This window comes from Citrobacter sp. Cpo109, assembly GCF_030332565.1.
Lineage (GTDB): Bacteria > Pseudomonadota > Gammaproteobacteria > Enterobacterales > Enterobacteriaceae > Citrobacter > Citrobacter portucalensis.
In genome coordinates, this window is the sequence record NZ_JAOWHQ010000056.1 from 164,990 (window position 1) to 191,578 (window position 26,589).

Below are 26,589 nucleotides of genomic sequence, written 5' to 3' on the forward strand. Positions count from 1 at the left end.
GCATTACATTGTTTCATAAGACCATGTTAGCCTACGAGCATTAGATCATAGAAACCTGATAAGTAAGTATTACGGAAGCTTCTCAACAATCAGAACTGCAGGATTTCTTTCTTCTGGATAATATATTATTAGCGAGGATTTATGAAACTTAATAAACTAGTAAGTTATCTGACTTTAGCTGGCGTGTGTTCAACATCATTAATATCACTACCTGTATTGGCACAGGAAGGAGCAAAAGATGCGACTGCTCAGACCAAAAGTGCGAATGACGCCTTATATGGTCAATTGCCATTCACTGATAAAACCGATTTTATGAACGCACATAAAGGTTTTATTGCTCCGCTTCCCAGTGAATTGATTAAAGGGAAGCAGGGAAATGTTGTCTGGGACCCTCAGCAATATGCCTTTATCAAAGAGGGCGAAAAAGCCCCCGACACGGTTAATCCAAGCCTGTGGCGTCAGTCGCAGTTGATCAATATTGGCGGTTTGTTCCAGGTCACTGATGGCGTGTATCAAATCCGTAATCTTGATCTCTCGAATATGACAATTATGGAAGGGAAAGAGGGTATTACGGTCATTGATCCGCTGGTATCGGCAGAAACCGCGAAAGTGGGAATGGACCTTTATTATAAGAATCGCGGTAAAAGACCCGTTGTTGCCGTCATTTATACGCACAGCCATGTTGACCACTACGGTGGTGTCCGCGGCGTGATTGATGAAGCGGATGTGAAATCCGGTAAAGTGAAGGTATATGCACCGGCTGGTTTTATGAAGGAAGCTGTATCTGAAAATATTATGGCAGGTAACGCCATGAGTCGCCGAGCTAGTTACATGTATGGCAATCTGTTGAAACCGGATGCAAAAGGTCAGGTCGGTGCGGGTCTGGGGACGACAACCTCCGCCGGTACGGTCACGCTGATTGAACCCACTAACTATATTACCCACACCGGGCAGAAAGAAGTTATCGACGGTCTAACCTATGACTTCATGATGGCGCCGGGATCGGAAGCACCTTCTGAAATGCTGTGGTATGTAGAAGAGAAGGGAATGATCGAAGCTGCAGAGGATGTCACCCATACGCTGCATAACACTTATTCATTACGTGGCGCGAAGATCCGCGATCCGCTGGCATGGTCAAAATATATCAATGACGTTATTGGCCGCTGGGGGGTAAAGGCAAACATTATTATTGCTCAGCATCACTGGCCGACCTGGGGTAATGAAAATGTGGTGAAGTTAATGAAAAGTCAGCGTGATATGTACCGTTACATCAACGATCAGACGCTGCGCATGGCTAACCAGGGGCTGACCCGTGACGAAATCGCCGCTAACTTCAAACTGCCGTCTGGACTGGAAAAATCATGGGCCAGCCGTGGATACTATGGTTCTGTCAGCCATGATGTGAAAGCAACGTATGTCTTTTACCTCGGCTGGTTCAACGGTAATCCGGCAACACTGAATGAATTACCGCCCGTTGATGCCGCGAAGAAATATGTCGATTATATGGGCGGCACCGATGCAATCATGCAAAAAGCGAAAACTGATTACGCCCAGGGCAATTACCGTTGGGTGGCGCAAGTCACTAACAATATCGTCTTTGCTGATCCGAGCAATAAAGAAGCCCGTAATCTGGAAGCAGATGCCCTTGAGCAAATGGGTTATCAGGCTGAGTCCGGTCCATGGCGTAATTTTTATCTGACTGGTGCACAAGAATTACGCAACGGTGTGGTGAAAGGCGCGACGCCAAATACCGCCAGCCCGGATACCGTTAAAGCCATGTCACCTGAGATGTTCTTTGATTATCTCGCGGTACATATTAACGGAGAAAAAGCGGCAAATGCGCAGGCAGTCTTCAACGTCGATTTAGGTGCTGACGGCGGTAAATACAAACTGGAACTGGAAAACGGTGTTCTTAACCATAGCGCCGATACACAGGCCAGCAATGCTGACGCCTCCATTACGCTTAACCGCGCAACGTTGAACAAAATCATTCTCAAGGAAGAATCGCTGAAACAGGCAGAAGAGAAGGGTGATGTACAAATTTCCGGCAATCATGCCAAGCTTGATGAGTTCCTCGGGTATTTAGATAGCTTTGATTTCTGGTTTAACATGGTAACGCCTTAACTGTAGAGACAAACCATGCCATAACCCGCCAGCACTGGCGGGTTTTTTATTTTTGTTTATCAGAGTATTGAGTTGAACGATGCTGTATAGCAGTTGCCAGATTGGCCGTAGATCTTTCTGTTCGTGGAAAAGGGTTAGGGGCCGATCTGCTTCACGATGCGGTACTACGGTGTTACAAAGTGGCAGAAAATATTGGCGTGCGTGCCGTTATGGTACATGCGCTCACAGACGAAGCTAAACGTTTTTATCTTCACCACGGATTCAAAGCATCTCAACTGCAGGAACTCAGGCTTTCATGATTGTAATGAGCAGAGGAGGTCAATGGCCAAACGTGGGCCACATGGAGTCTCAACTGAGTACGCAGCAATTGCATTTAACATAATATACATTATGCGTACTGACATAGATAAAGGCGGAATCTGCTGTTTTATGGTCATCCTTGTGCTGCTCAATAATGACGCCTCAAAACCCTTTCAAGCGCAGTTGCCTCAACAGCGCTAACAGTTTTGGATGATGGCTCTTGACTACAGCTGGTTATGCAGTACCGTTTTACGTTCCGCCACCGCCAAACGCGCTCATGGCCGGGGGAATAAACTGCCCATCAACCTGTCGTCCCTTGCCATGCAGAAACAGACCGAACAGGCCGCCGCCATAACCAACGGCCTCCTGAATATTGCTATGCAGTTCATTACGGGCATCTGCCAGTGATACATCCGGCAGCAGGCGCACCTGCAATTCATAGGAAATATACCAGTCCATCAGACTCAGCTGACGCACCAACGGCGGCTGTGAAAGATCAGCACATTAAAAAAGCGATCACAATCCTGTTCATATTCGCCACCGAAAACGCGAGAATTATCGTTATTATTCAAAAAGCCAACGCAAATTTGATTGCTTTTTTAGCATAGACCAGCCTTTCACTTACGCAATGTTAGTGAGAATGAGATCTTCATTTGATGTGAAAGATGACATTTCTCTGGGAAGGCTCTTATCTTCATCGTCGCTAATTTGAAATGCATATCTCTGACCAAAAGTACATAGTCTCAATTATTACGTCATGAGATTCTGTCTTTAGTAGCTTTCATTTAAAAATATAAAGCTGCACATCTGTGATTTTTAAGCAATGGTATGTAATCGTTCGTTATATACTGAACCAGGTGACTTCACTTACTTTCAGAAATACGATAATAAAATTGAGTACATATCGGACAATGCGAAACAAAAAAAGCAAAACCATCCTACACTTCGCGCTCTTGCTACTATTTACCTCTACGCTGTCGAGCTGCACATTAACCCGTGTTTCCGACAGCACACTCGCCAAAGAGGTCGATGAGCTGAATGTTATTGGTCTGAGCCTGGAGGCAGCAAGGCAAAGAGCAACTGAAAAAGGTTTTGTGTGCAGCGAATACGGAAACGTGAACACGGTTGTAACCGAACAGGGTGAGCATCGATGGCTACAAACTGAGTGCAGCAAGAAAAGTGCAGAGCTGTTCTGCCCGCAAATGCGTTTTGTCGTTCTTAATGTCGAGCCCAGCACGAACACAGTCGTTGATGTTGGCAACTATATTAATCAACACACCTGTTTTTGAAGGCAACACCTGCATATTGCGCTAAACCTCGTATTGACTAAAGGACGCTATCTTGCTCATCAGAATCATCATCGCAATGATCGCATTTGCTGGAAATTCAGTGCTTTGCCGACTCGCATTGAAGGGTATGCATGCTGATGCTATCTCATTCAGCAGCATCAGATTGATAAGTGGCGCAATTGCCCTTTTTTTATTTATCGCGATAACATCTGACAGCAGAAAATTTGAGTTCAAGTGGTTAAATGCCCTGCTCCTTTGCATCTATGTTTTTTCATTCTCCATTGCCTATGTTTCTCTTAGCACCGGCGCTGGTGCCCTGCTGCTCTTTGGTACCGTTCAGCTCGTCATGACGGTATGGGGAATAGCCCAGGGAGAGAAACTCGTAATTTTAAAAATAACAGGAATACTCGGGGCATTGGCTGGAATAGCGATTTTGCTATTTCCTGGTGTGGAGCGTCCTTCCTTTTATGCCGCAATAATGATGGTTATTGCTGGGTTAGCCTGGGCTTTCTACAGTATCACAGGGAAGAAAATCACGGATGCTGCTGCCTCAACCGGGGGGAATTTCATCCTGGCAATCCCGGTCGCATTGATTATTCCTCTGTTCTTCCGCTCTCATCTTCATATTGATATATATGGATTAGTTCTGGGCGTGCTTTCTGGTGCAATTACATCGGGAGGTGCATATCTGCTCTGGTATTCATTGCTCCCCTTACTCCGGTCCACAACGGCCAGTACTTTTCAACTCAGCGTACCTTGTCTGGCCACTCTTGGTGGGATCATATTTTTGGGCGAAACGCTCACCGTCAGAATCCTTCTCGCAAGCGTCATTATTTTGGCTGGAATTGGCTTAGTTATTTTCTCTGATATGAGAAAAGGAGCAAAATAGACTGATTAATTATCGGCAAAGACGATACAGAACATGTTGTGCCAATCGATGATCTGGCGGCAACGCGGGATGCGTAAACTCTTCTGTTTTATTCATACCAATTCGTATCATCAGATCCTCTGACGGTTTATTCAGCACAGAAGTAAATGAAACGACTTCATTTAGCGCCAGTATGTCAAAAGCAAATGCAAGACTCGCTTGCGCGGCTTCTAACGCCAGACCCTGGTGCCAGTATGCTTTAGCAAGGCGCCAGCCTATTTCGGTGCAGGGTGAAAAATGAAATTTATCAGGTTGTGGATGTAACCCCACACAGCCCACAAACTGGTGTGTTTCTTTTAGCTCTACGGCCCAAAATCCCCAGCCGCGTTCTGCAATACCTTCACTAAATCTATCGGCCAGGTTATCGCTTTCAGCTTTCTCTAGCGGCGCGGGGAAAAAGCGCATCACGTCAGAATCGGCATTGAGTGCAGCAAAAGGGGCCCGGTCTTTAGCCTCCCATTGTCGTAATATCAACCTTGATGTTTCCAGCATATTCCTGCCCTTATCATTCATTTTCATATAATCTTCTAAAATAAGTGGCTCATCGGCAAGGTCTTATACCGTCCTTTTCCGACTTTTCCTCTCATACTGGAGATTTATACATGGCCGACTGGAACCCTTCGCTTTATCTGCAATATGCAACTGAACGTTCAAGACCCGCAGCAGAATTACTCAGCCGTGTGGCGTTAGAAAATGTCCGCTCAGTTGTTGATCTTGGTTGTGGTCCGGGAAACAGTACGGCATTGCTGCATCAGCGCTGGCCCACGGCAAAGACAACAGGTGTCGATTCTTCACCTGCTATGCTGAATGAAGCGCGCAACGCATTACCTGACTGCCATTTTATCGAAGCGGATATTAGCCAGTTTAAGCCCGAGCATCCCGTAGATCTGCTTTATGCAAATGCGTCGTTACAGTGGGTGCCCGATCACTATGACTTATTCCCACATTTGGTCTCACAACTCGGTCACAACGGCGTTCTGGCCGTGCAAATGCCGGATAACTGGCTGGAGCCCACGCATGTACTGATGCGCGAAGTGGCTTATGAACAAGATTACCCCGACCGGGGGCGTGCTCCGCTTCCTGGCGTTCACGCCTACTATGATATTTTGACCGAAGCGGGTTGTGATGTGGATATCTGGCGTACAACGTATTATCACATTATGGATTCGCATCAGGCGATTATCGACTGGGTAAGCTCAACGGGACTCCGCCCCTGGCTGCAGGATTTGAGCGAAAGCGAGCAACGTCATTACCTGGCTCGCTACCATGAACTGCTCCAGGAACAATATCCGTTGCAGGAAAACGGCAATATTTTGCTGGCATTTCCGCGGTTGTTTATTGTAGCCAGACGCAATAGTTAAGCATTTATCATCAGACAGATCACAGGACTGGGCTACCGAGTATGCGCGCCCTCGCCTTTTTATCATAAGGATCTAGTGGCTATGTCAGGCATCTGCTAGTGTCTTGCCACATGTTTCTGACGGGAGTTGTTATGTCTAAAGTCTACATTGGTGGGTGTCTGTGTGGCTCGATCCGTTTCACAGCCAGCAGTCCTAATAATTCCCATACCTGCTCCTGCGATATATGCCGGAAACATACTGGTGCCCCGACCGTCGTCTGGATTGAGTTTGATGCAGAAAATGTAGAATGGACGGGAAAAGCCGGAAAACCGACAACCTGGCGCTCATCTGAAACCACCAGTCGGGCCTTTTGCCCTCAGTGTGGCAGTTCCGTGGGCGCCATCGATGACGCTCCGGTCATTGCGCTTTTAGCCGGCGCTTTTGACGATCCTAATGATGAAGATCTGGCGCCGGAGTTTCATTCGTTTTCTGATATGCGGCCAGCATGGTGGGAAACAGAACGAAACTAAGTTAGTTGGTAATGTTTATCCGGCATATGTTTTGCTGGCACATTGGTTTCATCGTTCATTTGCAGTAAATCGATTTCGATTGCATTGCAAATCGCATCCAGCGGCAGGTCATTGTTCTCAGTACCAAACGGATCTTCAAGCTCTTCCGCAAGCGCATCGAGCGAGATAAAAGTATAGGAAATAAGCACTGAAATAAACGGCGTCATGTAGTGAAGATCCACCACTAACGCGAATGGCAGCATGATACAAAACAGATAAACAGTGCGATGAAGGATCAAAGTATAAGCAAACGGCACTGGCGTATTCGCAATTCGCTCACAACCTGCCAGTACTGCCGACATATCATTTAATCTGTTGTTTAAACTATGAAATAATATATCGGACAGCTGTCCATCACGTCTGCGCACGGCCAACCACTCCCCCATCAGCAACAAAATGCGGTTTGCTGGCGATTGTGCGGAAAATACCGTCTGCAGATCTTTCTCGCTGAGATATTTCGCCAACGGCTCTGCCTGTGGGTTTCGACGTAACGTCATGCGTAAACAGTGGGCAAATGCGATTTGCAGACGAACAAACTGCCCCAGTTCGGCGTCATCCGGTAAGGTGGTTTTCACCTCGCGAAGTAGTGATCGGGAAGCAATCATCAACTGCCCCCACAGGTGTCGGGCTTCGACATAACGTGAATAGCAGGCGTTATTGCGAAAACCTAAAAAGATAGCAATCGCCACGCCCAGAATACTGAACGGTGCCAGGGTAAATTTGATACCCAACATCGTATACCAGGGCAACATGATGATAACGGCGATGGAGAGCAGGAAGTTCAGCAGCAACCGTGAGAATATTTTAGATAATACGGAACCATGCCAGACGAATATCAGGCGCAGCCAGTGTTGTTGGGGACGAACGATCATGGTTATCTTCGGGAAAATGTGAAATCCGTCACATTAGACGCGATAGCGATCAATGTTGCAAGTTAATCGCAACATTATCCCAACAACTTTTGTTCTGCTTAAAATGAAGCCGCACCTAAGTCACAGACCGGGTTTATGATATAAACCACACAGTATGTTGTAACTAATGTATATCAAGAAAAAACCCGGCCTGAGCCGGGTTGTCGGTAGTCGTCTTAGCACAGTGGCTTAACGGCTTCACGCATACCTTTTGCCAGAATGGTATCCAGATCGGTAGAGACCTGTTCCACCAGTCCAGAAACCTGCGTCAGATCTTGTTCCCAGTGTTCTTTGACACCCAGTACAGATTTGACCAACGCTTCGGTACTTATCTGGCGATCGCGATGCTGAGACCACAGCTGTTGAAAACGTTCTATCCAGTGAGCATCGTCTTGAACCGGATAAGACTCACCGTTGCGCTCTCCACGATAAAAAGCAATTAACGCGGCAAGCGCAAACGTCAAACGCGCCGGCAGTTTACCGCTGGTCTGTTGCCCTGCCAGCAGTTGCGGCAATATACGGGTGCGGAACTTGGTCATGCCATTCAGGGCAATAGACAGCAGCTGATGTTTTATATACGGGTTGCAGAATCGACCGGTTACCGCGCTGGCAAAAGAAGCTAACTCATCACGTGGCAAATCCAGTACCGGAATGATCTCTTCATAGATCGCTTTCTCCACGAAAGCACAAATCTCAGCGTCATTCATCGCCTCACCCACGGTGTCCAACCCTGCCTGCCAGGCAACAGGGACCAGCGCGGTGTGAGCACCGTTGAGAATCGCCACTTTGCGCTCTTTGTACGGTTTGATGTCATCCACGATCAGGACATTCAGCGGATACTTATCCAGACGTAGTTCTGCGGCTAATGACTTCGGCCCCTGAATGACAAACAGATAGAAATGTTCTGCGGTATCGAGGAAAGCATCATGATAGCCCAGTTCAGCTTCGAGCTTAGCTACCTCATCACGCGGATAGCCGGTAACAATACGGTCCACCAGCGTGGAGCAAAATGCATTGGCCTGATCCAGCCACTGAATAAACGCTTCCGGCAGCGCCCATTCCTGAGCGTAGCGCAGAACCAGTTCACGCAGCGCATCACCGTTATAATCAATCAGTTCGCAAGGGATGATAATCCAGCCTTTATCCAATGCGCCGTTAAAATAGCTGAAGCGTTCGAACAGCAGACGCGTCAGTTTAGCCGGATAACTAACCGCTGGCGCGCCGTCAAACTTATCGCCCGCGTGGTAACTGATACCTGCTTCCGTGGTGTTAGAGAACACAAAACGCATATCAGGATTATGCGCCAGCTTCAGGAACTCATCGTATTCGCTATAGACGCTGATTTCACGGTTAACTGAACGAATTAGACGGGCATCACTGACGGCCTCGCCCTTCTCATTCAAACCACGAATGATAGTGGTATAGAGGCCATCCTGCGTACTCAGCGATGGCGGGAAGGAACTTTCGATAGGACGAACAATGACCACACCAGCGTTCAGATCGGTATGTTCGTTGAGCAGATCTACCTGCCAGTCTACAAAGGCGCGCAGGAAGTTTCCTTCACCAAACTGAATAATGCGTTCAGGATACTGAGCACCGGGGAAATCGCGACGATTTAGTGTTTGCACAATGGGTTCCCTTTATGATTAGTCATACAACCTGATTGAATTGGTCCAATAGGTTAGCAAACTTTAATACATTGAAACCCTGTTTTGATCAATCCCCGGCGACAAATTAGAGCGTTTTATAGAAAAGTGTGGTTCCGGTCAGCGTCCCATCGGGCATTTGGGCATAGTCAGGTATCACCCCTACCTTTTTCCACCCGCAATTGTGGTAGAACAACTCCGCACCACTGCCAGTCGCCGTATCAAGCACCAGCAGCGTTTTACCTTGTTGACGCGCGCAACTTTCCAGTTCGTTCATCAATTCACGGGCCAGGCCACCGCGTCGCGCTGAGGGGTGAACCAGCAGTTTGGCGACATCAGCACGATGAGGTTGATTTTCGGGTTGATCGATAATGAGTTGGACGGTACCGACAAGCACCCCCTGCGCATTCTGCGTACCAAGAACGATCCGTTCTCCGCGAGAAACACTTTGCGCGACCTTCATCCAGAAAGGCTCTGATTTTTCGCGATTAAAGGGCAGCATAAAACTGATGGAGGCGCCGTCATTGACGCACTGTTCAAGAACATCGCTGAGCTCGTCGATTCGCGACAGAATCTGTGTCGCGCTCAGCACAAAGCAGGGTTTGCCGGAAGCCATGGTTTCTCCTTAGATTGACCCCTTCATACTGCTTTTAACAATTACACAACACAAGGGGGCATATCATAGGAAAATATTATCTATGGCTTGTTCATTTGGAGTACTAACCAGTGGTAAATAACCGTGACAACGTAACGTTGCTGTTCATCGTTTAGCACTACACCCTGAGGTATATCATGCCATTTCGCCAGACACCCTCGACAGCACGTCGCCGTAGCATGTTGAGCGATAAATACCGGGTGACCACGCATAGGAGTCTGTTTACCATCATTGGCGGGAAACGCAGGTGCTAGTCGTTTAGCTATAAAATCCGCAGCATGTTGTTCGATAACTGGTGCCCCTTTATCCAGACAATACTGCCTTTCTTTCTGACCAAGACGAAACCGCGAGCGAAACGTTGATTTCGCCAGCCGGACAAAAAGAGGATCGAGCGTTTTCATCAGTAGACCGAGCGCCCCAGCTGTTGTGTTAATTGTTCCAGCACGGCGATACCGGCCAGTGAATTTCCCGCCGGATCCAGTTCCGGACTCCAGACAGCAATCGCCATCTCGTGTGGCACGATCGCCACGATGCCGCCGCCGACGCCAGATTTCGCCGGAAGCCCAACCCGCCAGGCAAATTCCCCTGCGTTCTGATACATGCCGCTGGTCGCCATCAGCGCATTGATCTGCCGGGCCTGCATCGGTGTGACCACAGGCTCCGCAAGATGAAAGGCATGCCCTTGATTTGCCAAAAAGACAAAAGTCCGCGCCAGTTCCACACAGCTCATTTTCAGCGCGCAGTAGTGAAAATAGTTCTGCAAAACGGTGGGCACGTCATGGTGAAAATTGCCGAAGGATTTCATCAGCCATGCAATAGCGGCGTTACGCGCCGAGTGCTCAAACTCCGATCGCGCGACCGTCGCATCATAGGCGATATCCGAAACGCCGCTTAATGCCCGCACCACTTCCAGCATCCGTTGACGAGGTGCGCTTAGACGCCCTTGCAGCATATCGCAAACCACCAGCGCCCCGGCATTAATAAAGGGGTTGCGAGGGATACCCTGCTCCATTTCCAGCTGCACCAGGGAGTTAAATGGATGACCGGAAGGATCTTTGCCGACGCGCTGCCAGATCTCCTCTTCCTGATAGTGACGCATCGCCACGACCAGACTGAGCACCTTTGAAATTGACTGAATAGAAAAACGTTCTTGCGCATCTCCCGCCTGATAGTGCTGCCCATCAACGGTACAGATAGCAATACCCAGTTTTGAACCGTCGACGGAGGCTAATGCCGGAATGTAATCAGCGACTTTACCCTGACCAATCAGCGGACGAACCTGCTGCACAATGGTCTCTAAAATTGAATTGTCCATGGCCCTGGCCACAACATGCTCCTTGCTCGCAGGTATGAAAGGCCTGCGAGTATAACAGAGCTGAATACGCAACGTCAGGCCGGAAGGCGGAATCTGGCCACGGCCTGCATAAGCTGGTTAGATTCATGGTGAAGCTGTAAGGAAGAATCAGATGCAGCATTCACCAAATCACTGGTTTGTCGGGCTTCGCCGTTCAGGACATGGAGCTGACGGGTTAACTGGTGAATACTGTTCCCCTGATTTAACGTTGCAGTCGAAATGTCGTTCAGTAACGCGCCGAGGTTTTCCACCAGTGCGATAACCTGCTGCAAATTCTTATCCAGTCCGTTAACCGCGTGAAAGCCCTCTTCAATGCCCTGTAACGAGTGTTTAATCAGTGTCTGAATGTTTTGCGTAGACTGACCGCTTTTTCGCGCCAGCAGCCCAACTTCTTTCGCAACCACGGCAAACCCGCGCCCTTGCTCCCCGGCATGTGCTGCCTCGATTGCGGCGTTGAGAGCCAGGATATTTGTCTGAAATGCAATGTTGTCGATAAGCGTTGTAATCCCTCGCATTTCAGACGAGCGAGTCACAATCGCCTGCATTGACGCATTTACCGTCGCCATCATTCGGTCTCCACCTGCCGCAATATCACGCGCCTGCACTGCGCGTTGATTCGCCAGTTCAGCAAAGCCACTGTTATCCTCAACATGCGTTTCCAGAACCGAAATATGCGATGTCACAGTGCTCAACTCTTCACTTTGTTTTGCCGACTGCTGGTATAGCTGTTTATTGTTCTGCGCAAGTTCGTTGATATTTCCTACCATTGCGGTGGTGGCATCATTCACCTGCCGTACCAGCGCGCAGAGCCCCTGCTGCATTGCAGCAATACGCGAACTTAATTGCGTCACTTCCCGATTAAACTGACTCACCTGCGGGGCTGGCCGGGAAAGATCACCCGCCGCTAAAATATCGATATGATCGATCAGCCGTCGCAGCGGCATAATCACCCAACGGAACATACTACGCCAGACCAGAAAGGCGATAACCACCAGTACCAGAGGAATAAACAAAAATAGATTCTGTAAACGCTCAAGACTGGTCAACAGCTGCTGACGCCCAGCTTCCGCATGTCGCCCACTGCCCTGCTGAAAGCGCGCGTAATTACCGTTAAAGTCTGTCTGAAAGGCCTGCACGGGTACGGCAAAAAACGCATCAATGGAACCTGACTGCATCAGCCCGTCCGCCTGCTCCTTAATACCGCTATAAAAACGCTGATAGCTCTCTGTTAGATCCGGATCCGACTGCGGCTTCATATCCCGCCAGGCATCCCATGCAATTTTTGACTGCGCCAGCGCCCGATACGCCTCTTCCATTAACGGACGCCAACTCCCGTCCGATCCGGTGGCGGCATCCTGCATAAAATAAATCCCCGCACGGTTAAGTAAATCGCTGGCAGATAATAACGCCACCCGCGCTTCATCAACCTTTGCCTGCTGCAAAAGCGCGAGTTGATTACGCCCTTCATTCTGCTGTGCGTCACTGACTGAGGCCGAGAGCATCAAGGAGGACACGACCTGCAAAACTGAGAACAGCGCAATAATGCAAAAAATGCCGGTTAACAGACCGAACTGACGGGGTATTAGACGATGGGAAATTTGCGTTATGTTCATATTACTCTTCTGTATCAAAGCGTTAGTCGCGAGTGTACGGAGAGTAAATGACAGAAAAATTGCAGAAATAAGACAGGTGCCCCCAGCGGAGGCACCCACACCATCAAAGGCGGTTTTTCCAGACGGTCTGCACGTTACAAAACTCATGCAGGCCAAAGTGAGAAAGTTCGCGGCCAAAGCCACTTTTCTTCACACCACCAAACGCAACGCGGGCATCACTGGCGCTGTAACCATTGATAAATACGCCACCACACTCCAGGCGTGACGCCATCTTCTGCGCCAGCGCTTCATCCGCAGTAAACACCGTGGCGGATAAGCCGAAATCACTGTCATTCGCCAGCGCTAAGGCATGTTCAACATTCTTCGCCACGGTAATTGCCGCAACCGGACCAAACAGCTCCTGGCGGAACGCCGTCATTTCCGGAGTGACATCGCCCAGTACCGTCACGGCATAGTAACTGCCCTGACCCGCAATTTTTTCCCCGCCGAGCAGTAACCGTGCCCCTTCGGCAAGGGTGGCTTCTACCTGCTGGTGTAGCTCATCACGCAGATCAAATCGCGCCATCGGCCCCAGATCGTTTTCTTCGTTTAGCGGATCGCCCATTTTGAGCGCACTCGCAGCGGCCACAAAGCGTGAAGTAAATTCTGCCGCAATCCCTTCTTCGATAATAAAGCGCTTGGCTGCCGCACAAACCTGCCCTGTGTTCTGATAACGCCCAGCGACCGCCGCCTTAACGGCCAGATCGAGGTCAGCATCATTGAGGACAATAAACGGATCGGAGCCGCCCAGTTCAAGCACACATTTTTTCAGCGCGGCACCCGCCTGGGCGCCAATCGCCGCACCGGCACGTACGCTTCCCGTTACCGTTATCGCCGCGATACGCGGGTCATTGATCATTTGACTGACCCCGGCGTTATCGGCATTCACCCAACCGTAAACCCCCGCGAGTACACCAGCATCAGCGAAAACCTGCGCAATAATTGCTGCACAGCCGGTTACGTTAGGCGCATGCTTTAACAGATAGCCATTTCCGGCCAACAGAATCGGGACGGCACCTCGCATTACCTGCCAGAGCGGGAAGTTCCACGGCATGATCGCCAGAATGGTTCCTACCGGACGATACTCAATCACCGCCTGGTTATTCTCCACCAGCGTGGGTTCCGGATTGAGCATCGCCGGTCCATGCTCGGCGTACCAGTCACACAATGCAGCTGACTTGGCGACTTCAGCACGCGCCTGCTTAATGGGTTTACCCATTTCACGTGAGATACACTCCGCCATCTCTTCCGCACGATGGCGCAGAGCTTGCCCGATCTGGCGCAGCGTTTGCGCACGGTGCTCAACGGAAGTATGTTTCCATTCGTTATAGCCATTCGCGGCAAGGTTCAGCGCATGATCAATCTCTTCCGCGCTGGCCCACGGCGTCGCCGCCAGCCTTTCACCGCTGGCAGGGTCAATGGAAATCGCATGTGTTGCTGCTGTGATAGTCATAAGTGCCTCTCTTTATCGCAGGGTATGGTTATATCATGAGCATATTTACTCTTTCTGAAAAATGAATAATATTAACCATACCATTCACGAATAGAGAATATTATGGATCTGACGCAGTTGGAAATGTTCAATGCCGTCGCGGAGACTGGCAGTATTACGCAGGCCGCCGCGAAGGTGCATCGCGTGCCATCCAATCTCACCACCCGTATACGTCAGCTTGAAGCCGACCTGGGTGTTGATCTATTTATTCGTGAAAACCAGCGCCTGCGGCTTTCCCCATCCGGGCACAACTTTTTGCGCTACAGCCAGCGGATCCTGGCACTGGTTGAGGAAGCCAGGATGGTCGTCGCCGGGGATGAGCCGCAAGGACTCTTCTCTCTCGGCTCGCTTGAAAGTACAGCAGCAGTTCGCATCCCCGCCACGCTGGCTGAATATAACCAGCGTTACCCCAAAATTCAGTTCGCGCTGGCGACAGGTCCTTCAGGCACAATGCTGGACGGCGTGCTCGACGGTACATTGAACGCTGCCTTTGTCGATGGTCCAATTACCCATCCGGGACTTGAAGGAATGCCGGTCTACCGTGAAGAGATGATGATTGTCACGCCTAACGGTCATCCCCCCATTAAGCGGGCCAGTAACGTCAACGGTTGCAGTATTTACGCCTTTCGCGCCAACTGTTCCTATCGCCGCCATTTTGAAAGCTGGTTTCATGCCGATCGCGCCATGCCCGGCACCATTCATGAAATGGAGTCATATCACGGCATGCTGGCCTGCGTCATTGCCGGCGCGGGTATCGCACTGATCCCGCGTTCGATGCTGGAGAGCATGCCAGGGCATCATCAGGTCAACGCCTGGCCGCTAAGCGAGAACTGGCGCTGGCTGAATACATGGCTGGTCTGGCGCAGAGGTGCAATGACACGTCAGCTGGAAGCGTTTATTGAGGTGTTGAACCCTCAGTTATCACAGAGCCCGGAGTAACTGGCGCTCCTCAAAGAACATGAATACCTGTAAATCCGGGTGAAGTCATACGCCCGGAATTTCATTATTATTGAAATAGTTAAAAATACGAGGAATGTTCGGCAGCAAATTGTGGCGCCCTGCCAATGAAATGAGATCCGCATCACAAAATGATTGTATTTTCGCCAGCAAACGTTTTAAGATCGTGGCCTTACCTTTTCGCAGCTAATCCTCTTATTTGATATGACAACAGACACTGTTTCCCGCAAGGTCGCGTGGCTACGGGTAGTTACGCTTGCCATTGCCGGTTTTATTTTCAATACCACAGAGTTTGTCCCTGTCGGCTTGCTGTCCGACATCGCACAAAGCTTCAATATGCAGACCGCTCAGGTCGGGATCATGCTGACGATCTACGCCTGGGTTGTCGCCCTGATGTCGCTCCCTTTTATGTTACTTACCAGTCAGGTGGAGCGCCGAAAACTGCTGATCTGTCTGTTTGTTGTGTTTATCGCCAGTCATATTCTCTCTTTCCTGGCATGGAATTTTACCGTGCTGGTAATTAGCCGTATTGGTATTGCCTTTGCGCACGCTATTTTCTGGTCGATCACCGCATCGCTGGCGATCCGCCTGGCTCCTGCCGGTAAACGTGCACAGGCTCTCAGCCTGATTGCCACCGGCACCGCGCTGGCTATGGTATTGGGTCTGCCCATCGGGCGCATTGTCGGTCAGTATTTTGGCTGGCGCACCACCTTCTTCGCCATCGGCATGGGGGCGTTAGTTACCCTGCTTTGCCTGATTAAGCTCCTGCCCAAACTACCCAGTGAGCACTCCGGCTCTTTAAAAAGCCTGCCGGTGTTATTCCATCGTCCGGCATTGATGAGTCTGTATCTACTGACGGTGATTGTGGTCACCGCACATTACACGGCCTACAGCTATATCGAGCCGTTTGTGCAGACCGTCGCGGGTCTGAGCGCAAACTTTGCTACCGTGCTGTTGCTGGTTCTGGGTGGCGCGGGAATTGTCGGTAGCGTCATTTTCGGTAAGCTGGGGAATCTGCATGCTTCCGTACTGATTAGCAGTGCCATTGCCCTGTTGACGGTATGCCTGGTGTTGTTACTTCCCGCTGCTGACAGCGAAATGCACCTTGCTATCCTGAGTATTTTCTGGGGCGTCGCCATCATGCTGATAGGTCTGGGTATGCAGGTGAAAGTGCTGGCGCTTGCTCCTGATGCGACTGACGTCGCAATGGCACTGTTCTCAGGCATCTTTAATATCGGTATTGGCGCTGGCGCGCTGGTAGGCAATCAGGTGAGTTTGCACTGGTCAATGTCTACGATTGGTTACGTCGGCGCAGTGCCTGCCGTGGTGGCGTTGATATGGTCGGTGATTATCTTTCGTAAATGGCCGATATCGCTGGAAGAACAGCCTCAGCATTCGTAAAAAATGAGCCCGGTAGACATTACTGATTACCGGGCACAGTGTTCTAAGCGTAGGTTTTAATAATTTCCAGCACGCCGTTAATAATAAACTGCACGCCCATACACACCAGCAAGAAGCCCATCAGACGAGAAATCGCTTCGATACCACCTTTGCCGACCAGGCGCATGATCCCCCCGGAACTGCGCAAACAGCCCCACAGGATAATCCCAACAACCGCAAAAATAATCGGCGGCGCGATCATGATCACCCAGTCCGGAAATTCGGAGCCATGGCGCACGGTTGACGCGGAACTGATGATCATCGCAATCGTCCCCGGACCGGCAGTGCTTGGCATAGCCAGCGGTACAAAGGCGATATTGGCAGTCGGCTCGTCTTCCAGCTCTTCTGACTTGCTTCTCGCTTCCGGAGAATCATGTGCCTTCTGCTGCGGAAACAGCATCCGAAAGCCGATAAACGCAACGATTAACCCACCCGCAATACGGAGTCCGGGAATCGAAATCCCGAAGGTATTCATCACCAGTTGCCCGGCATAGTACGCCACCATCATGATGGCAAACACGTAAACAGATGCCATGAGTGACTGACGGTTACGCTCTGCGCTGTTCATGTTGCCCGCGAGGCCAAGGAACAACGCCACGGTGGTTAACGGGTTTGCCAACGGTAACAGGACTACCAGCCCCAGCCCTATTGCTTTAAACAAGTCCATCATAATGTCATCTTTCCTGTGCGTTAATCGTCAACGGCAAGTATACGGTGAAATCCAGAAGATAAGCCATTTTCGCGATGTAAGGATTCATTTTTCATCCGCACGTATAAACCATAATTATCAGATCGTTAAATTTCCATATTCCAGGTATTGAGTCTGATGATTTAGCAAAACGTGGCATTTGCGGATTCATTCGTTTGACTTATATTTGCCTAAGCAATAATATCAGCCGTGACTAACTACTTGCCAGGGCAATCATTGTGAAAAACACCAGTGATCTGTTTAACGAAATCATCCCACTGGGTCGTTTGATCTATATGGTTAATCAGAAAAAAGATCGTTTGTTAAACGACTATTTGTCACCGCTGGATATCACGGCATCGCAGTTCAAGGTGCTCTGCTCCATCCGTTGCGCGGTGTGCATCACCCCTGTCGAATTGAAAAAAGTGCTGTCTGTCGACCTTGGCGCCCTGACGCGGATGCTGGACAGACTGGCCTGTAAAGGCTGGATAGAAAGGCTTCCGAATCCACATGATAAGCGTGGCGTGCTGGTGAAACTCACCGAGCATGGCGCAGCAATTTGCGAGCAGTGTCATCAATTAGTAGGGCAAGACCTGCACCAGGAACTAACAAAAAACTTAACGGCGGATGAAGTAGCCACACTTGAGCACTTGCTTAAGAGAATCCTGCCGTAACCAGAAAGAGGTATGACGATGTCCAGACGCAATACTGACACAATCACTATTCATAGCATTTTGGACTGGATCGAAAATAACCTTGAATCGCCGCTCTCACTGGAAAAAGTGTCAGAGCGTTCAGGTTACTCCAAATGGCACCTGCAACGGATGTTTAAAAAAGAAACCGGTCATTCACTGGGTCAATACATTCGCAGCCGTAAAATGACTGAAATAGCGCAAAAACTAAAAGAAAGTAACGAGCCTATTCTTTATCTGGCAGAGCGTTACGGTTTTGAGTCTCAGCAGACGCTGACCCGGACATTCAAAAACTATTTTGATGTTCCGCCGCATAAATACCGTATGACGAATATGCACGGCGAATCACGCTATTTGCTCCCACTTAATCAATGTAATTGCTAAACGCCAGTTAACGACGTAACCGAGGAAATCATGAAACTTCTGTCTTATGCAATGCTGGCCCTGCTGTTTGTTGTTTCGGGCCAGAGCATGGCGGAACAGACCGCGCAACCTGCCACCCAGAACAGTCGCGACGCGATGATTATGCCCCCTGCGCACGATCAGTCCCCGTTCGATTTTAATCATATGGGTGCAGGCAGCGACAAGTCCGACGAATTAGGTGTGCCTTATTACAATATGCGCAACCTGTAATTATATTGCCCCGCCACTGCGGGGCTTTTTTTAGCCCCTCACCGACGCAACCTTACGCAACCGAAAGCCAAACACATTGATATACAACCCAGCCATGATCAGTAGCGCACCGAGCAGTTGCAATCCGGTCAGCGTTTCATCCAGCAGCACAACCGCACTCGCCAGTCCAACGACCGGCACCAACAGCGACAGCGGCGCTACACGCCAGGTCTCATAGCGTCCGAGTAACGAACCCCAGATACCATAACCCACGATGGTCGCCACAAACGCCAGATAAACCAGTGACAGAATGGTGGTCATATCTATCGCCACCAGACTTTGGGTAATTTGCGCTGGACCATCGAGAATTAATGAAGCAAGGAAGAACGGAGCAATAGGGATTAACGCGCTCCATACCACCAACGACATAACGGCTGGGCGCGAGGTATGCTGCATGATTTTTTTGTTAAAGATATTGCCGCAGGCCCAGCTTAGCGCCGCCGCCAGCGTCAGCATAAAACCGAGCATGCCAACATGCTGCCCGTTCAGACTGGACTCAATCAGCACCAGCACGCCAAATACCGCCAGCGCAATGCCTACCAGCTGTTTACCCTGCAGACGTTCGCCAAAGGCGAATGCCCCCAGAATGATGGTGAAAAACGCCTGAGCCTGTAATACCAGAGAAGCTAACCCGGCAGGCATACCGAATTTGATAGCGCTAAAGAGAAACGCAAACTGCCCAAAACTGATGGTCAGCCCATAGCCGAGCAACAGCGAAAGTGGGATTTTCGGCCTGGCAACAAAGAGTATTGCCGGGAACGCCACCAGTAAAAAACGCAGCCCTGCCAGCATTAAGGGGGGCATATTATGCAGCCCCACTTTGATGACCACAAAGTTCAGTCCCCAAACCACAACGACCAGTAACGCTAATAACCCGTCTTTACGCGACATACCACCGCCCCTGCAAATATTAAATTTTTGTAAACAAGTTAAGGTAACGGAAATCGTTGTGCCGTAACAGATCATTATTTCAGGTAGGCCACGCAAGGCATTTTCGGACAACTTATTGAGTGTACATCACAGTTTTAGCATGCTATTTGTTTCTTATATCTAAAAAAAACATAACAACATGCATTGTCGGGCAGGAAAATGAATATCTCTCTGAGAAGGTCCACTCTCGCGTTACTCGCGTCATCTTTGTTATTAACAATTGGCCGTGGCGCCACTCTGCCATTCATGACGATTTACCTCAGTCGTCAGTATGGCCTGGGTGTCGATCTGATCGGTTATGCAATGACAGTAGCACTGACTATTGGCGTCGTTTTCAGTCTTGGATTCGGCATCCTGGCCGATAAATTTGAAAAAAAACGCTTTATGCTGCTGGCAATTTGTGGCTTTGCGTCCGGCTTTATTGCGATCCCACTGGTGCATAACGTGGTGGTCGTGGTTTTGCTCTTTGCTCTGATCAACTGTGCCTACTCCGTCTTCGCCACGGTGCTGAAGGCCTGGTTTGCCGATAATCTGTCTGCTACCAACAAGACTAAAATTTTCTCGCTTAACTATACCGTGCTGAATATTGGCTGGACCGTTGGTCCACCGCTGGGCACGCTGCTGGTGATGCAAAGCATTAACCTGCCATTCTGGCTGGCTGCCGCCTGTTCAGCATTGCCACTGGTGTTTATCCAGACCTGGGTAAAACGTTCAACAGCACCATCAGAAGGTTTAAACGCCGCGGTGTGGTCCCCTTCGGTACTCCTGCGCGACCGGGCATTATTCTGGTTTACGTTATCGGCCTTTCTGGCATCGTTTGTTGGCGGTGCTTTTGCGTCCTGTATTTCGCAATACGTTATGGTGGTCGCCGATGGCGATTTTGCCGAGAAAGTCGTGGCGGTGGTCCTGCCCGTGAACGCCGCCATCGTAGTATCACTGCAATACGCACTTGGCCGCAGGCTCACCGCCACGAATATCCGCCCGTTAATGACAATGGGTACAGTCTTCTTTGTCGTTGGCCTGATCGGTTTCGCCTTTTCCGGCAACAGTCTGTTGTTATGGGGAATTTCTGCTGCCTTTTTCACTATCGGCGAAGTCATTTACGCGCCGGGCGAATATATGCTTATCGACAACATCGCGCCAGCAGGCATGAAAGCCAGCTATTTTTCCGCCCAGTCGTTGGGCTGGCTTGGCGCAGCGGTTAACCCATTAGTCAGCGGCGTCATTTTAACCACATTGCCGCCATGGTCGCTGTTTGTAGCGCTGATAGTGGCGATCGTTCTTGCCTGGGCGCTAATGATAAAAGGCATGCGCGCCAAGCCCTGGGGGCAGACGGCGGTCTGCTGATGAGTATAACGACAGAGCCGAAGCCGCTCTGTCGCATACCTCAGATAGCAACCAGTCCCCGTACGCCCTCGGCCTCCATATTTTTACCGTCGCCGCGTTGAATAATGCTGCCCCGCGACATCAGCAGGTATTTGTCGGCTAGCTGCTGCGCAAAATCATAGAACTGCTCCACCAGCAAAATGGCCATATCACCCCGGTGCGCCAGTTGAGAAATAACCTGACTAATCTCTTTAATTACCGAAGGCTGAATCCCTTCGGTGGGCTCATCGAGGATCAACAGCTGTGGGCGACTTGCCAGCGCTCGCCCAATCGCCAGTTGCTGCTGTTGCCCGCCGGACAAATCTCCGCCTCGCCGATGCTTCATCTCCTGTAAAACCGGAAAGAGCGCGTAAATATCATCTGGCACATGCCGGGCCTCCGGTGCTGAAAAACGGGAAAGACCGAGCAGCAGATTCTCTTCTACCGTCAAACGCGGAAAAATATCACGCCCCTGTGGAACATATGCCACACCGGCCCTGACCCGCTGATGCGGCTTCCAGTGAGTGACATTTTTATCCTGCCAGAGCACGCTTCCGCTACGGGCCGGAATAATCCCCATCAGACACTTTAGTAGCGTTGTTTTCCCCACGCCGTTACGCCCCAGCAGGCATGTCACCTCGCCGATACGCGCTTCAAAGCTCACCCCGCGCAGAATATGGCTGCCACCATAATATTGATTCAGTTCTTTCACCTGCAGCATATGAACTCCTTAACGCCCGAGATAGACTTCAATAACCTGCTCGTTGGCCTGCACATCGCGAAGGCTCCCCTGAGCGAGGACACGTCCCTGATGTAATACTGTGACGCGATCGGCAATGGTTTCAACAAATCCCATATCGTGCTCAACAACCATCAGAGAGTGCTTACCGGCAAGCTGGCGAAACAGCTCCGCCGTGTATTCCGTTTCCGCATCCGTCATCCCCGCCGCAGGTTCATCCAGTAGCAGTAAATGCGGCTCCTGCACCAGCAGCATGCCAATTTCGAGAAACTGTTTTTGCCCATGCGAAAGCAGTCCGGCGCGGCGGGTCCGCTCATTACCCAGCCGCAACAGCGCCAGTACTTCATCAATATGATCCTGTTGTTCGCCTGAGAGTCGTGCCCGTAGAGAACCCCAGACAGATTTATCATTTTTCAGCGCCAGCTCCAGATTCTCCTCCACCGTTAATGCTTCAAATACCGTGGGCTTCTGAAATTTCCGTCCAATCCCCTGACGCGCGATGGCGATGGGATCCAGCGTTGTTAAATCGGTCGACTGGTCGTATATCGCACGACCACTTTGCGGTCTGGTTTTACCGGTTATGACATCCATTAACGTCGTCTTCCCGGCGCCGTTGGGGCCAATAATACAGCGCAGTTCCCCGACGCCAATATTGAGAGAGAGATCCGTTAACGCCTGGAATCCGTCGAAATTAACGTTAATTTTTTCCAGTTGGAGTACCGGGTCCGTTTGTTCGCGAAACCGATCGCCCGGCATCTGGCGTGTAAAAAGTCCTTCATCCGGCTGCATTATTTGTCTCCTTTGCGAAACAGGCCAATCACACCACTAGGTAAAAAAAGCGTAACGCCAATAAAGATCAGGCCAAGAAACAGTTGCCAGTATTCCGGCATAATGACGGTAAACAGGCTTTTAGCACCGTTCACCAGTACTGCGCCAAATACCGGGCCGATCAGGGTTCCACGTCCGCCCAGAGCAACCCAAATCGCCGCTTCAATCGAGTTGGTCGGCGACATTTCGCTGGGGTTGATAATCCCTACCTGCGGGACATAAAGCGCCCCGGCCAGGCCGCACAGTACAGCTGAAAGCGTCCACACCAGTAACTTGAAACCTTTCGGATCGTAACCACAGAACATCAGACGGTTCTCGGCATCGCGCACGGCGGTCAGAATACGACCAAACTTACTGCGGGCCAGCGCAAGTCCCAGCCATATTGCCAGCACCAGCAGCATAACCGTCGCCAGAAACAGCGTGATCCTGGTTGACGTCGCGGTCACCGGAAACCCCAGAATGGTGGTAAAACCGGTAAAACCGTTATTTCCACCAAAGCCGGTTTCATTGCGGAAAAACAGCAGCATTCCGGCGAAAGTCAGGGCCTGGGTCATGATGGAGAAATAGACCCCTTTGATTTTTGAACGGAAGGCAAACCAACCAAATACCAGCGCCAGCAGGCCCGGCACCAGAACAACCAGCAGCATCGCCCAGAGAAAATGTTGCGTCCCCCACCAAAACCAGGGCAGCTCGCTCCACGACAGGAATGACATAAAGGCCGGTAATCCTTCGCCGGAAGCCTGACGCATCAGGTACATTCCCATCGCATAGCCCCCCAGCGCGAAAAAGATACCGTGTCCCAGCGAGAGCATTCCGGCATAGCCCCACACCAGATCCAGCGCAACGGCCACAATGGCATAGCAGAGAATTTTCCCGGCCAGCGTCAACGTCCACACCGATATGGCCAGCGGATGCTCCGCAGGTAACAGCGCAAGAAACGGCAGAATAATCAACGCCAGCAGTAAGCCCAGACCCAGCACGCGTGTTGCACGCGGCGCTTTACGCGCCAGCGTTATTGTCATTGGCATCGTCATCAGTCAATAACCCTCCCTTTCAGCGCGAACAGTCCCTGAGGTCGTTTCTGAATAAACAGAATGATCAGCACCAGGATCATGATTTTGCCGAGAACCGCCCCCACCTGAGGCTCCAGAATTTTATTGAAGATCCCCAGCCCAAATGCCGCAGCCACGCTCCCGGCAAGCTGTCCAACGCCGCCCAGTACCACCACCAAAAACGAATCGATAATGTAGCTTTGCCCCAGCTCCGGTCCTACGTTACCTAGTTGCGAGAGCGCCACGCCTCCCAGACCGGCAATTCCTGAACCAAGGCCAAAGGCCAGCATATCGACTCGTCCGGTGGGTACGCCGCAGCAGGCCGCCATATTGCGATTTTGCGTCACGGCACGCACGCGCAGCCCGAGGCGCGTTTTATTCAACAGCAGCCAGGTGAAGAACAGCACCAGCATGGCAAAGCCAAGCACCACTATTCGGTTCCATGGCAATATCAGATTGGCATAAGCCTGAATACCGCCGGAAAGCCATGCCGGATTGGCGACTTCCAGGTTTTGCGCGCCGAAAGTCATTCGCACCAGTTGGATGAGCATCAGGCTGATACCCCAGGTCGCCAGTAGCGTTTCAAGCGGACGGCCATATAAATGGCGTATCACCCCTCGCTCGAGCAGCATTCCTACTGCCGCAGTCAGCAAAAAGGCGACCGGAAGTGCAATAACCGGATACCAGGCTAACCCGTGCGGGAAAAACTGCCCCATCAACTGTTGCACCATCCAGGTACAGTACGCCCCGAGCATTAACATCTCGCCATGTGCCATATTGATGACGCCGAGCAATCCATAGGTTATCGCCAGACCCAATGCCGCCAGCAGCAAAATAGAACCCAGTGACAGTCCCATGAAAGCCTGCCCTAGAAGATCCCCAACCTTCATGCGATGCGAGATGGAATTCAGACTTTCGTCAGCGGCAGCACGCACTCGGGCATCGGGTTCATGTTCAGCCCGGGTGAATGGCTGCAGGCGCGCCTGAGTTTCAGGATCATTTGACGCCCCTAATAGTTCGATTGCCTGAAGCCTGACCTCCGGCGAGGTGCTACTCAGTTGCAGATTTGCCAGTGCAATAGCGAGTGCGGATTTCACATCACCATCTGACTCCTGAGCCAGTCGTTGTTGTAAAAACGGCAGCATGCCCGGCTGCGCCTCACGCTGTAATGCACGAGCTGCCTCTCCCCTTACCGTGACACTGTCACTTAAAAGTTGATGGACAGACAACGCTCCGGCTACCAAATTACGCAGGCGGTTAGTCAGGCGAGTTTTTTTTAGCTCTCCGTTTGGGGCTGTCGCTGTTCCTAACGGCTGTACGTGCGAGCCGTTCATGATGAAGGCATTTTTCGTGTTATCGGTCAGCAGGTTCTCATCTCGCAGCGCGCTGAGCAGCGGGATGCGCTGAACGTCGGGATTCACCGCCCATTGTTCAAGCAAGGCGGCCTGCTGAGCACGGTTGGCGGCGGTAAAGGAATCAGCATCTGCGGCCTGGGCTATCCACGGCAAAAACCACATCAGCAACAACACACCACGAATCAAGCGCATAGCTTTCATGAGCGTTCTCCAAAGCATTACCCTCCCGCAGGAGGGCGTTAGATCAGTTGCTGGCGGTTTTCACAGGCTGTTCAGATTTTTTATCATTACCAGCGATGTACGGACTCCACGGCTGGGCGCGGACCGGCTCATCGGTTTGCCACACCACGTTAAACTGGCCGTTGCCTTCAATCTCGCCAATCATGACGGGTTTATGCAGGTGATGGTTGGTCGCATCCATGGTCAGGGTAAAACCTGATGGTGCAGCGAAGGATTGCCCCGCCATAGCAGCACGAACTTTATCCACATCGGTAGTTCCGGCTTTTTCTACCGCCTGCGCCCACATGTGCAGGCCAACATATGTGGCTTCCATTGGGTCGTTCGTCACTACCGAATCAGCATTCGGTAATTTGTGCGCTTTGGCATACGCCCGGTAATCCGCGACAAACTTCTTGTTGGCCGCATTATCGACAGACTCAAAGTAGTTCCAGGCAGCAAGGTTGCCCACCAGCGGTTTGGTATCAATACCGCGTAGCTCCTCCTCACCCACGGAAAAAGCCACCACCGGCACATCGGTGGCTTTCAGCCCCTGATTCGCTAACTCTTTATAGAACGGTACGTTAGAATCCCCATTGATGGTTGATACCACCGCCGTTTTTCCCCCTGCGGCGAATTTTTTAATACTGGAGACAATGGTCTGGTAATCGCTATGTCCGAATGGGGTGTACACCTCTTCGATGTCTTTATCGGCGACCCCTTTTGAGTGCAAAAAGGCGCGTAAAATTTTGTTGGTCGTGCGCGGATAAACATAATCCGTGCCCAGCAGGAAGAAGCGTTTCGCGCTACCGCCATCCTCACTCATCAGATACTCAACCGCAGGGATCGCCTGCTGGTTGGGGGCTGCGCCGGTATAGAAGACGTTAGGCGACATCTCCTCACCTTCATATTGCACCGGGTAAAACAGCAGACCATTCAACTCTTCAAATACCGGTAAAACTGATTTACGCGAAACCGATGTCCAGCAGCCGAAAACTGCCGCCACCTTGTCCTGACTCAGCAGTTGTCTTGCTTTTTCAGCAAATAACGGCCAGTTCGAGGCCGGGTCAACCACCACCGGTTCCAGCTTTTTACCCAACACACCGCCCTGAGCATTTATTTCATCGATGGTCATCAACGCCACATCTTTTAGCGGCGTTTCGGATATGGCCATCGTGCCGGATAACGAATGCATGATGCCAACCTTAATGGTGTCGGCTGCCTGAACGCTAAAACTCACGCCCATTGCGACAACAGAGGCAGAAAGTGCAAAAGCTTTTAAAAATGTACGACGCTGCATAGTTTCACTCCTGAAATTAGACTTGCTGAAAGCTCCGGTGCAGCCGGGCAGACAAAACGGTGCAAATTAAGGGTGTTCAGAAGTGATAAGGCAAA

Annotated in this window: 27 protein-coding genes and 1 pseudogene; 12 read left to right on the forward strand and 16 right to left on the reverse strand. The window is 50.7% G+C overall.

All coding sequences use genetic code 11. The annotated features are described in order from the left end of the window. The first annotated feature begins 141 nt into the window (after window positions 1–141). Window positions 142–2,124 (forward strand): alkyl/aryl-sulfatase, encoded by a 1,983-nt coding sequence (locus OGY71_RS10375; protein WP_286613276.1) that lies wholly within the window; start codon window positions 142–144, stop codon window positions 2,122–2,124. A gap of 86 nt (window positions 2,125–2,210) precedes the next feature. Further along, window positions 2,211–2,423 (forward strand): annotated as a pseudogene (locus tag OGY71_RS10380) (GNAT family N-acetyltransferase); the annotation flags it as partial. 250 nt (window positions 2,424–2,673) lie between these two features. Here OGY71_RS10380 and OGY71_RS23295 read toward each other — a convergent pair. Continuing rightward, the gene (locus tag OGY71_RS23295; RefSeq protein WP_003832964.1) at window positions 2,674–2,901 is read right to left on the reverse strand and encodes a hypothetical protein; all 228 of its coding nucleotides are present in this window, start codon (window positions 2,899–2,901) and stop codon (window positions 2,674–2,676) included. A gap of 434 nt (window positions 2,902–3,335) precedes the next feature. Here OGY71_RS23295 and OGY71_RS10390 point away from each other — a divergent pair, with 434 nt between their 5' ends. Together OGY71_RS10390 and OGY71_RS10395 are read left to right on the forward strand one after the other, a co-directional pair. Beyond that, window positions 3,336–3,713: a hypothetical protein gene (locus OGY71_RS10390; protein WP_193134001.1), complete on the forward strand. Its 378-nt coding sequence runs from the start codon at window positions 3,336–3,338 to the stop codon at window positions 3,711–3,713. Between the two features lie 52 nt (window positions 3,714–3,765). Then, window positions 3,766–4,602 carry a DMT family transporter gene (locus OGY71_RS10395; RefSeq protein ID WP_193134000.1) on the forward strand — a complete coding sequence of 279 codons (837 nt, stop codon included), beginning with the start codon at window positions 3,766–3,768 and terminating at the stop codon, window positions 4,600–4,602. Between the two features lie 9 nt (window positions 4,603–4,611). Here OGY71_RS10395 and OGY71_RS10400 read toward each other — a convergent pair whose 3' ends face one another. Next, a complete protein-coding gene (locus OGY71_RS10400; RefSeq protein WP_191222609.1) occupies window positions 4,612–5,133 on the reverse strand; it encodes a GNAT family N-acetyltransferase in 522 nt (173 codons plus the stop codon). A gap of 110 nt (window positions 5,134–5,243) precedes the next feature. On the opposite strand from OGY71_RS10400, the gene tam reads away from it, so the two are divergent. Next, entirely contained in the window at window positions 5,244–6,002 is a 759-nt protein-coding gene (gene tam, locus OGY71_RS10405; protein ID WP_126318110.1) for a trans-aconitate 2-methyltransferase, read from the forward strand. A gap of 131 nt (window positions 6,003–6,133) precedes the next feature. Further along, window positions 6,134–6,511, forward strand: a complete 378-nt coding sequence (locus tag OGY71_RS10410; RefSeq protein ID WP_003832953.1) for a GFA family protein — start codon at window positions 6,134–6,136, stop codon at window positions 6,509–6,511. On the opposite strand, the gene OGY71_RS10415 is transcribed toward OGY71_RS10410, so the two are convergent. The 7 genes from OGY71_RS10415 to sad all read right to left on the reverse strand — a co-directional run bounded on the left by OGY71_RS10415 (window position 6,508) and on the right by sad (window position 14,221). Beyond that, window positions 6,508–7,422, reverse strand: coding sequence for a bestrophin family protein (locus OGY71_RS10415; protein ID WP_063941590.1), 915 nt, complete (start codon window positions 7,420–7,422; stop codon window positions 6,508–6,510). The two genes, OGY71_RS10410 and OGY71_RS10415, sit on opposite strands and share 4 nt — an antisense overlap. A gap of 215 nt (window positions 7,423–7,637) precedes the next feature. After that, complete coding sequence (locus OGY71_RS10420) at window positions 7,638–9,089, reverse strand: tagaturonate reductase (protein WP_193133999.1); 1,452 nt, start codon at window positions 9,087–9,089, stop codon at window positions 7,638–7,640. A gap of 106 nt (window positions 9,090–9,195) precedes the next feature. Continuing rightward, complete coding sequence (locus OGY71_RS10425) at window positions 9,196–9,723, reverse strand: GNAT family N-acetyltransferase (protein ID WP_149280930.1); 528 nt, start codon at window positions 9,721–9,723, stop codon at window positions 9,196–9,198. Window positions 9,724–9,803: 80 nt separating this feature from the next. Continuing rightward, window positions 9,804–10,163 (reverse strand): DUF4186 domain-containing protein, encoded by a 360-nt coding sequence (locus tag OGY71_RS10430; protein WP_193133998.1) that lies wholly within the window; start codon window positions 10,161–10,163, stop codon window positions 9,804–9,806. Continuing rightward, on the reverse strand, window positions 10,163–11,089 hold the full coding sequence (glsB, locus tag OGY71_RS10435; protein ID WP_003832944.1) for a glutaminase B: 927 nt from the start codon (window positions 11,087–11,089) through the stop codon (window positions 10,163–10,165). The genes OGY71_RS10430 and glsB overlap by 1 nt, the downstream gene beginning before the upstream one ends. 62 nt (window positions 11,090–11,151) lie before the next feature. Further along, the gene (locus tag OGY71_RS10440) at window positions 11,152–12,729 is read right to left on the reverse strand and encodes a methyl-accepting chemotaxis protein (RefSeq protein WP_193133997.1); all 1,578 of its coding nucleotides are present in this window, start codon (window positions 12,727–12,729) and stop codon (window positions 11,152–11,154) included. A 103-nt stretch (window positions 12,730–12,832) separates the two neighbouring features. After that, window positions 12,833–14,221 carry a succinate-semialdehyde dehydrogenase gene (sad, locus tag OGY71_RS10445; RefSeq protein WP_275370157.1) on the reverse strand — a complete coding sequence of 463 codons (1,389 nt, stop codon included), beginning with the start codon at window positions 14,219–14,221 and terminating at the stop codon, window positions 12,833–12,835. Between the two features lie 102 nt (window positions 14,222–14,323). Here sad and ptrR point away from each other — a divergent pair, with 102 nt between their 5' ends. Together ptrR and OGY71_RS10455 are read left to right on the forward strand one after the other, a co-directional pair. Then, window positions 14,324–15,199 carry a putrescine utilization regulator PtrR gene (ptrR, locus tag OGY71_RS10450; RefSeq protein ID WP_193133995.1) on the forward strand — a complete coding sequence of 292 codons (876 nt, stop codon included), beginning with the start codon at window positions 14,324–14,326 and terminating at the stop codon, window positions 15,197–15,199. Window positions 15,200–15,421: 222 nt separating this feature from the next. Next, the gene (locus OGY71_RS10455) at window positions 15,422–16,618 is read left to right on the forward strand and encodes a sugar transporter (protein ID WP_149335337.1); all 1,197 of its coding nucleotides are present in this window, start codon (window positions 15,422–15,424) and stop codon (window positions 16,616–16,618) included. Between the two features lie 43 nt (window positions 16,619–16,661). Here the strand turns inward: OGY71_RS10455 and OGY71_RS10460 are convergent, their stop codons facing one another. After that, window positions 16,662–17,327, reverse strand: a complete 666-nt coding sequence (locus tag OGY71_RS10460; RefSeq protein ID WP_063941584.1) for a MarC family NAAT transporter — start codon at window positions 17,325–17,327, stop codon at window positions 16,662–16,664. A 257-nt stretch (window positions 17,328–17,584) separates the two neighbouring features. Here OGY71_RS10460 and marR point away from each other — a divergent pair, with 257 nt between their 5' ends. The 3 genes from marR to marB are packed head-to-tail and all read left to right on the forward strand — an operon-like array spanning window position 17,585 to window position 18,670. Continuing rightward, a complete protein-coding gene (gene marR, locus OGY71_RS10465) occupies window positions 17,585–18,019 on the forward strand; it encodes a multiple antibiotic resistance transcriptional regulator MarR (RefSeq protein WP_003832935.1) in 435 nt (144 codons plus the stop codon). A gap of 18 nt (window positions 18,020–18,037) precedes the next feature. Further along, window positions 18,038–18,421, forward strand: a complete 384-nt coding sequence (gene marA, locus OGY71_RS10470; RefSeq protein ID WP_003032424.1) for an MDR efflux pump AcrAB transcriptional activator MarA — start codon at window positions 18,038–18,040, stop codon at window positions 18,419–18,421. Window positions 18,422–18,451: 30 nt separating this feature from the next. Continuing rightward, a complete protein-coding gene (gene marB, locus OGY71_RS10475) occupies window positions 18,452–18,670 on the forward strand; it encodes a multiple antibiotic resistance protein MarB (protein WP_003832934.1) in 219 nt (72 codons plus the stop codon). Window positions 18,671–18,700: 30 nt separating this feature from the next. On the opposite strand, the gene eamA is transcribed toward marB, so the two are convergent. After that, the gene (gene eamA / locus OGY71_RS10480; RefSeq protein ID WP_003832933.1) at window positions 18,701–19,600 is read right to left on the reverse strand and encodes an O-acetylserine/cysteine exporter; all 900 of its coding nucleotides are present in this window, start codon (window positions 19,598–19,600) and stop codon (window positions 18,701–18,703) included. Window positions 19,601–19,798: 198 nt separating this feature from the next. Here eamA and ydeE point away from each other — a divergent pair, with 198 nt between their 5' ends. Continuing rightward, window positions 19,799–20,986 carry an efflux MFS transporter YdeE gene (gene ydeE, locus OGY71_RS10485; RefSeq protein WP_003832932.1) on the forward strand — a complete coding sequence of 396 codons (1,188 nt, stop codon included), beginning with the start codon at window positions 19,799–19,801 and terminating at the stop codon, window positions 20,984–20,986. Window positions 20,987–21,026: 40 nt separating this feature from the next. Here ydeE and urtE read toward each other — a convergent pair whose 3' ends face one another. Genes urtE through urtA form a run of 5 tightly spaced genes read right to left on the reverse strand, consistent with a single transcriptional unit; the run spans window position 21,027 to window position 26,494 of the window. Next, window positions 21,027–21,725 (reverse strand): urea ABC transporter ATP-binding subunit UrtE, encoded by a 699-nt coding sequence (urtE, locus tag OGY71_RS10490; protein ID WP_003832931.1) that lies wholly within the window; start codon window positions 21,723–21,725, stop codon window positions 21,027–21,029. Window positions 21,726–21,734: 9 nt separating this feature from the next. Then, window positions 21,735–22,532, reverse strand: coding sequence for an urea ABC transporter ATP-binding protein UrtD (gene urtD, locus OGY71_RS10495; RefSeq protein ID WP_193133992.1), 798 nt, complete (start codon window positions 22,530–22,532; stop codon window positions 21,735–21,737). Beyond that, a complete protein-coding gene (gene urtC / locus OGY71_RS10500) occupies window positions 22,532–23,605 on the reverse strand; it encodes an urea ABC transporter permease subunit UrtC (RefSeq protein ID WP_286613280.1) in 1,074 nt (357 codons plus the stop codon). The genes urtD and urtC overlap by 1 nt, the downstream gene beginning before the upstream one ends. After that, on the reverse strand, window positions 23,605–25,179 hold the full coding sequence (gene urtB, locus OGY71_RS10505) for an urea ABC transporter permease subunit UrtB (protein ID WP_286613281.1): 1,575 nt from the start codon (window positions 25,177–25,179) through the stop codon (window positions 23,605–23,607). The genes urtC and urtB overlap by 1 nt, the downstream gene beginning before the upstream one ends. Window positions 25,180–25,222: 43 nt before the next feature. Then, entirely contained in the window at window positions 25,223–26,494 is a 1,272-nt protein-coding gene (gene urtA / locus OGY71_RS10510) for an urea ABC transporter substrate-binding protein (RefSeq protein WP_148361994.1), read from the reverse strand. Window positions 26,495–26,589: the final 95 nt, after the last annotated feature.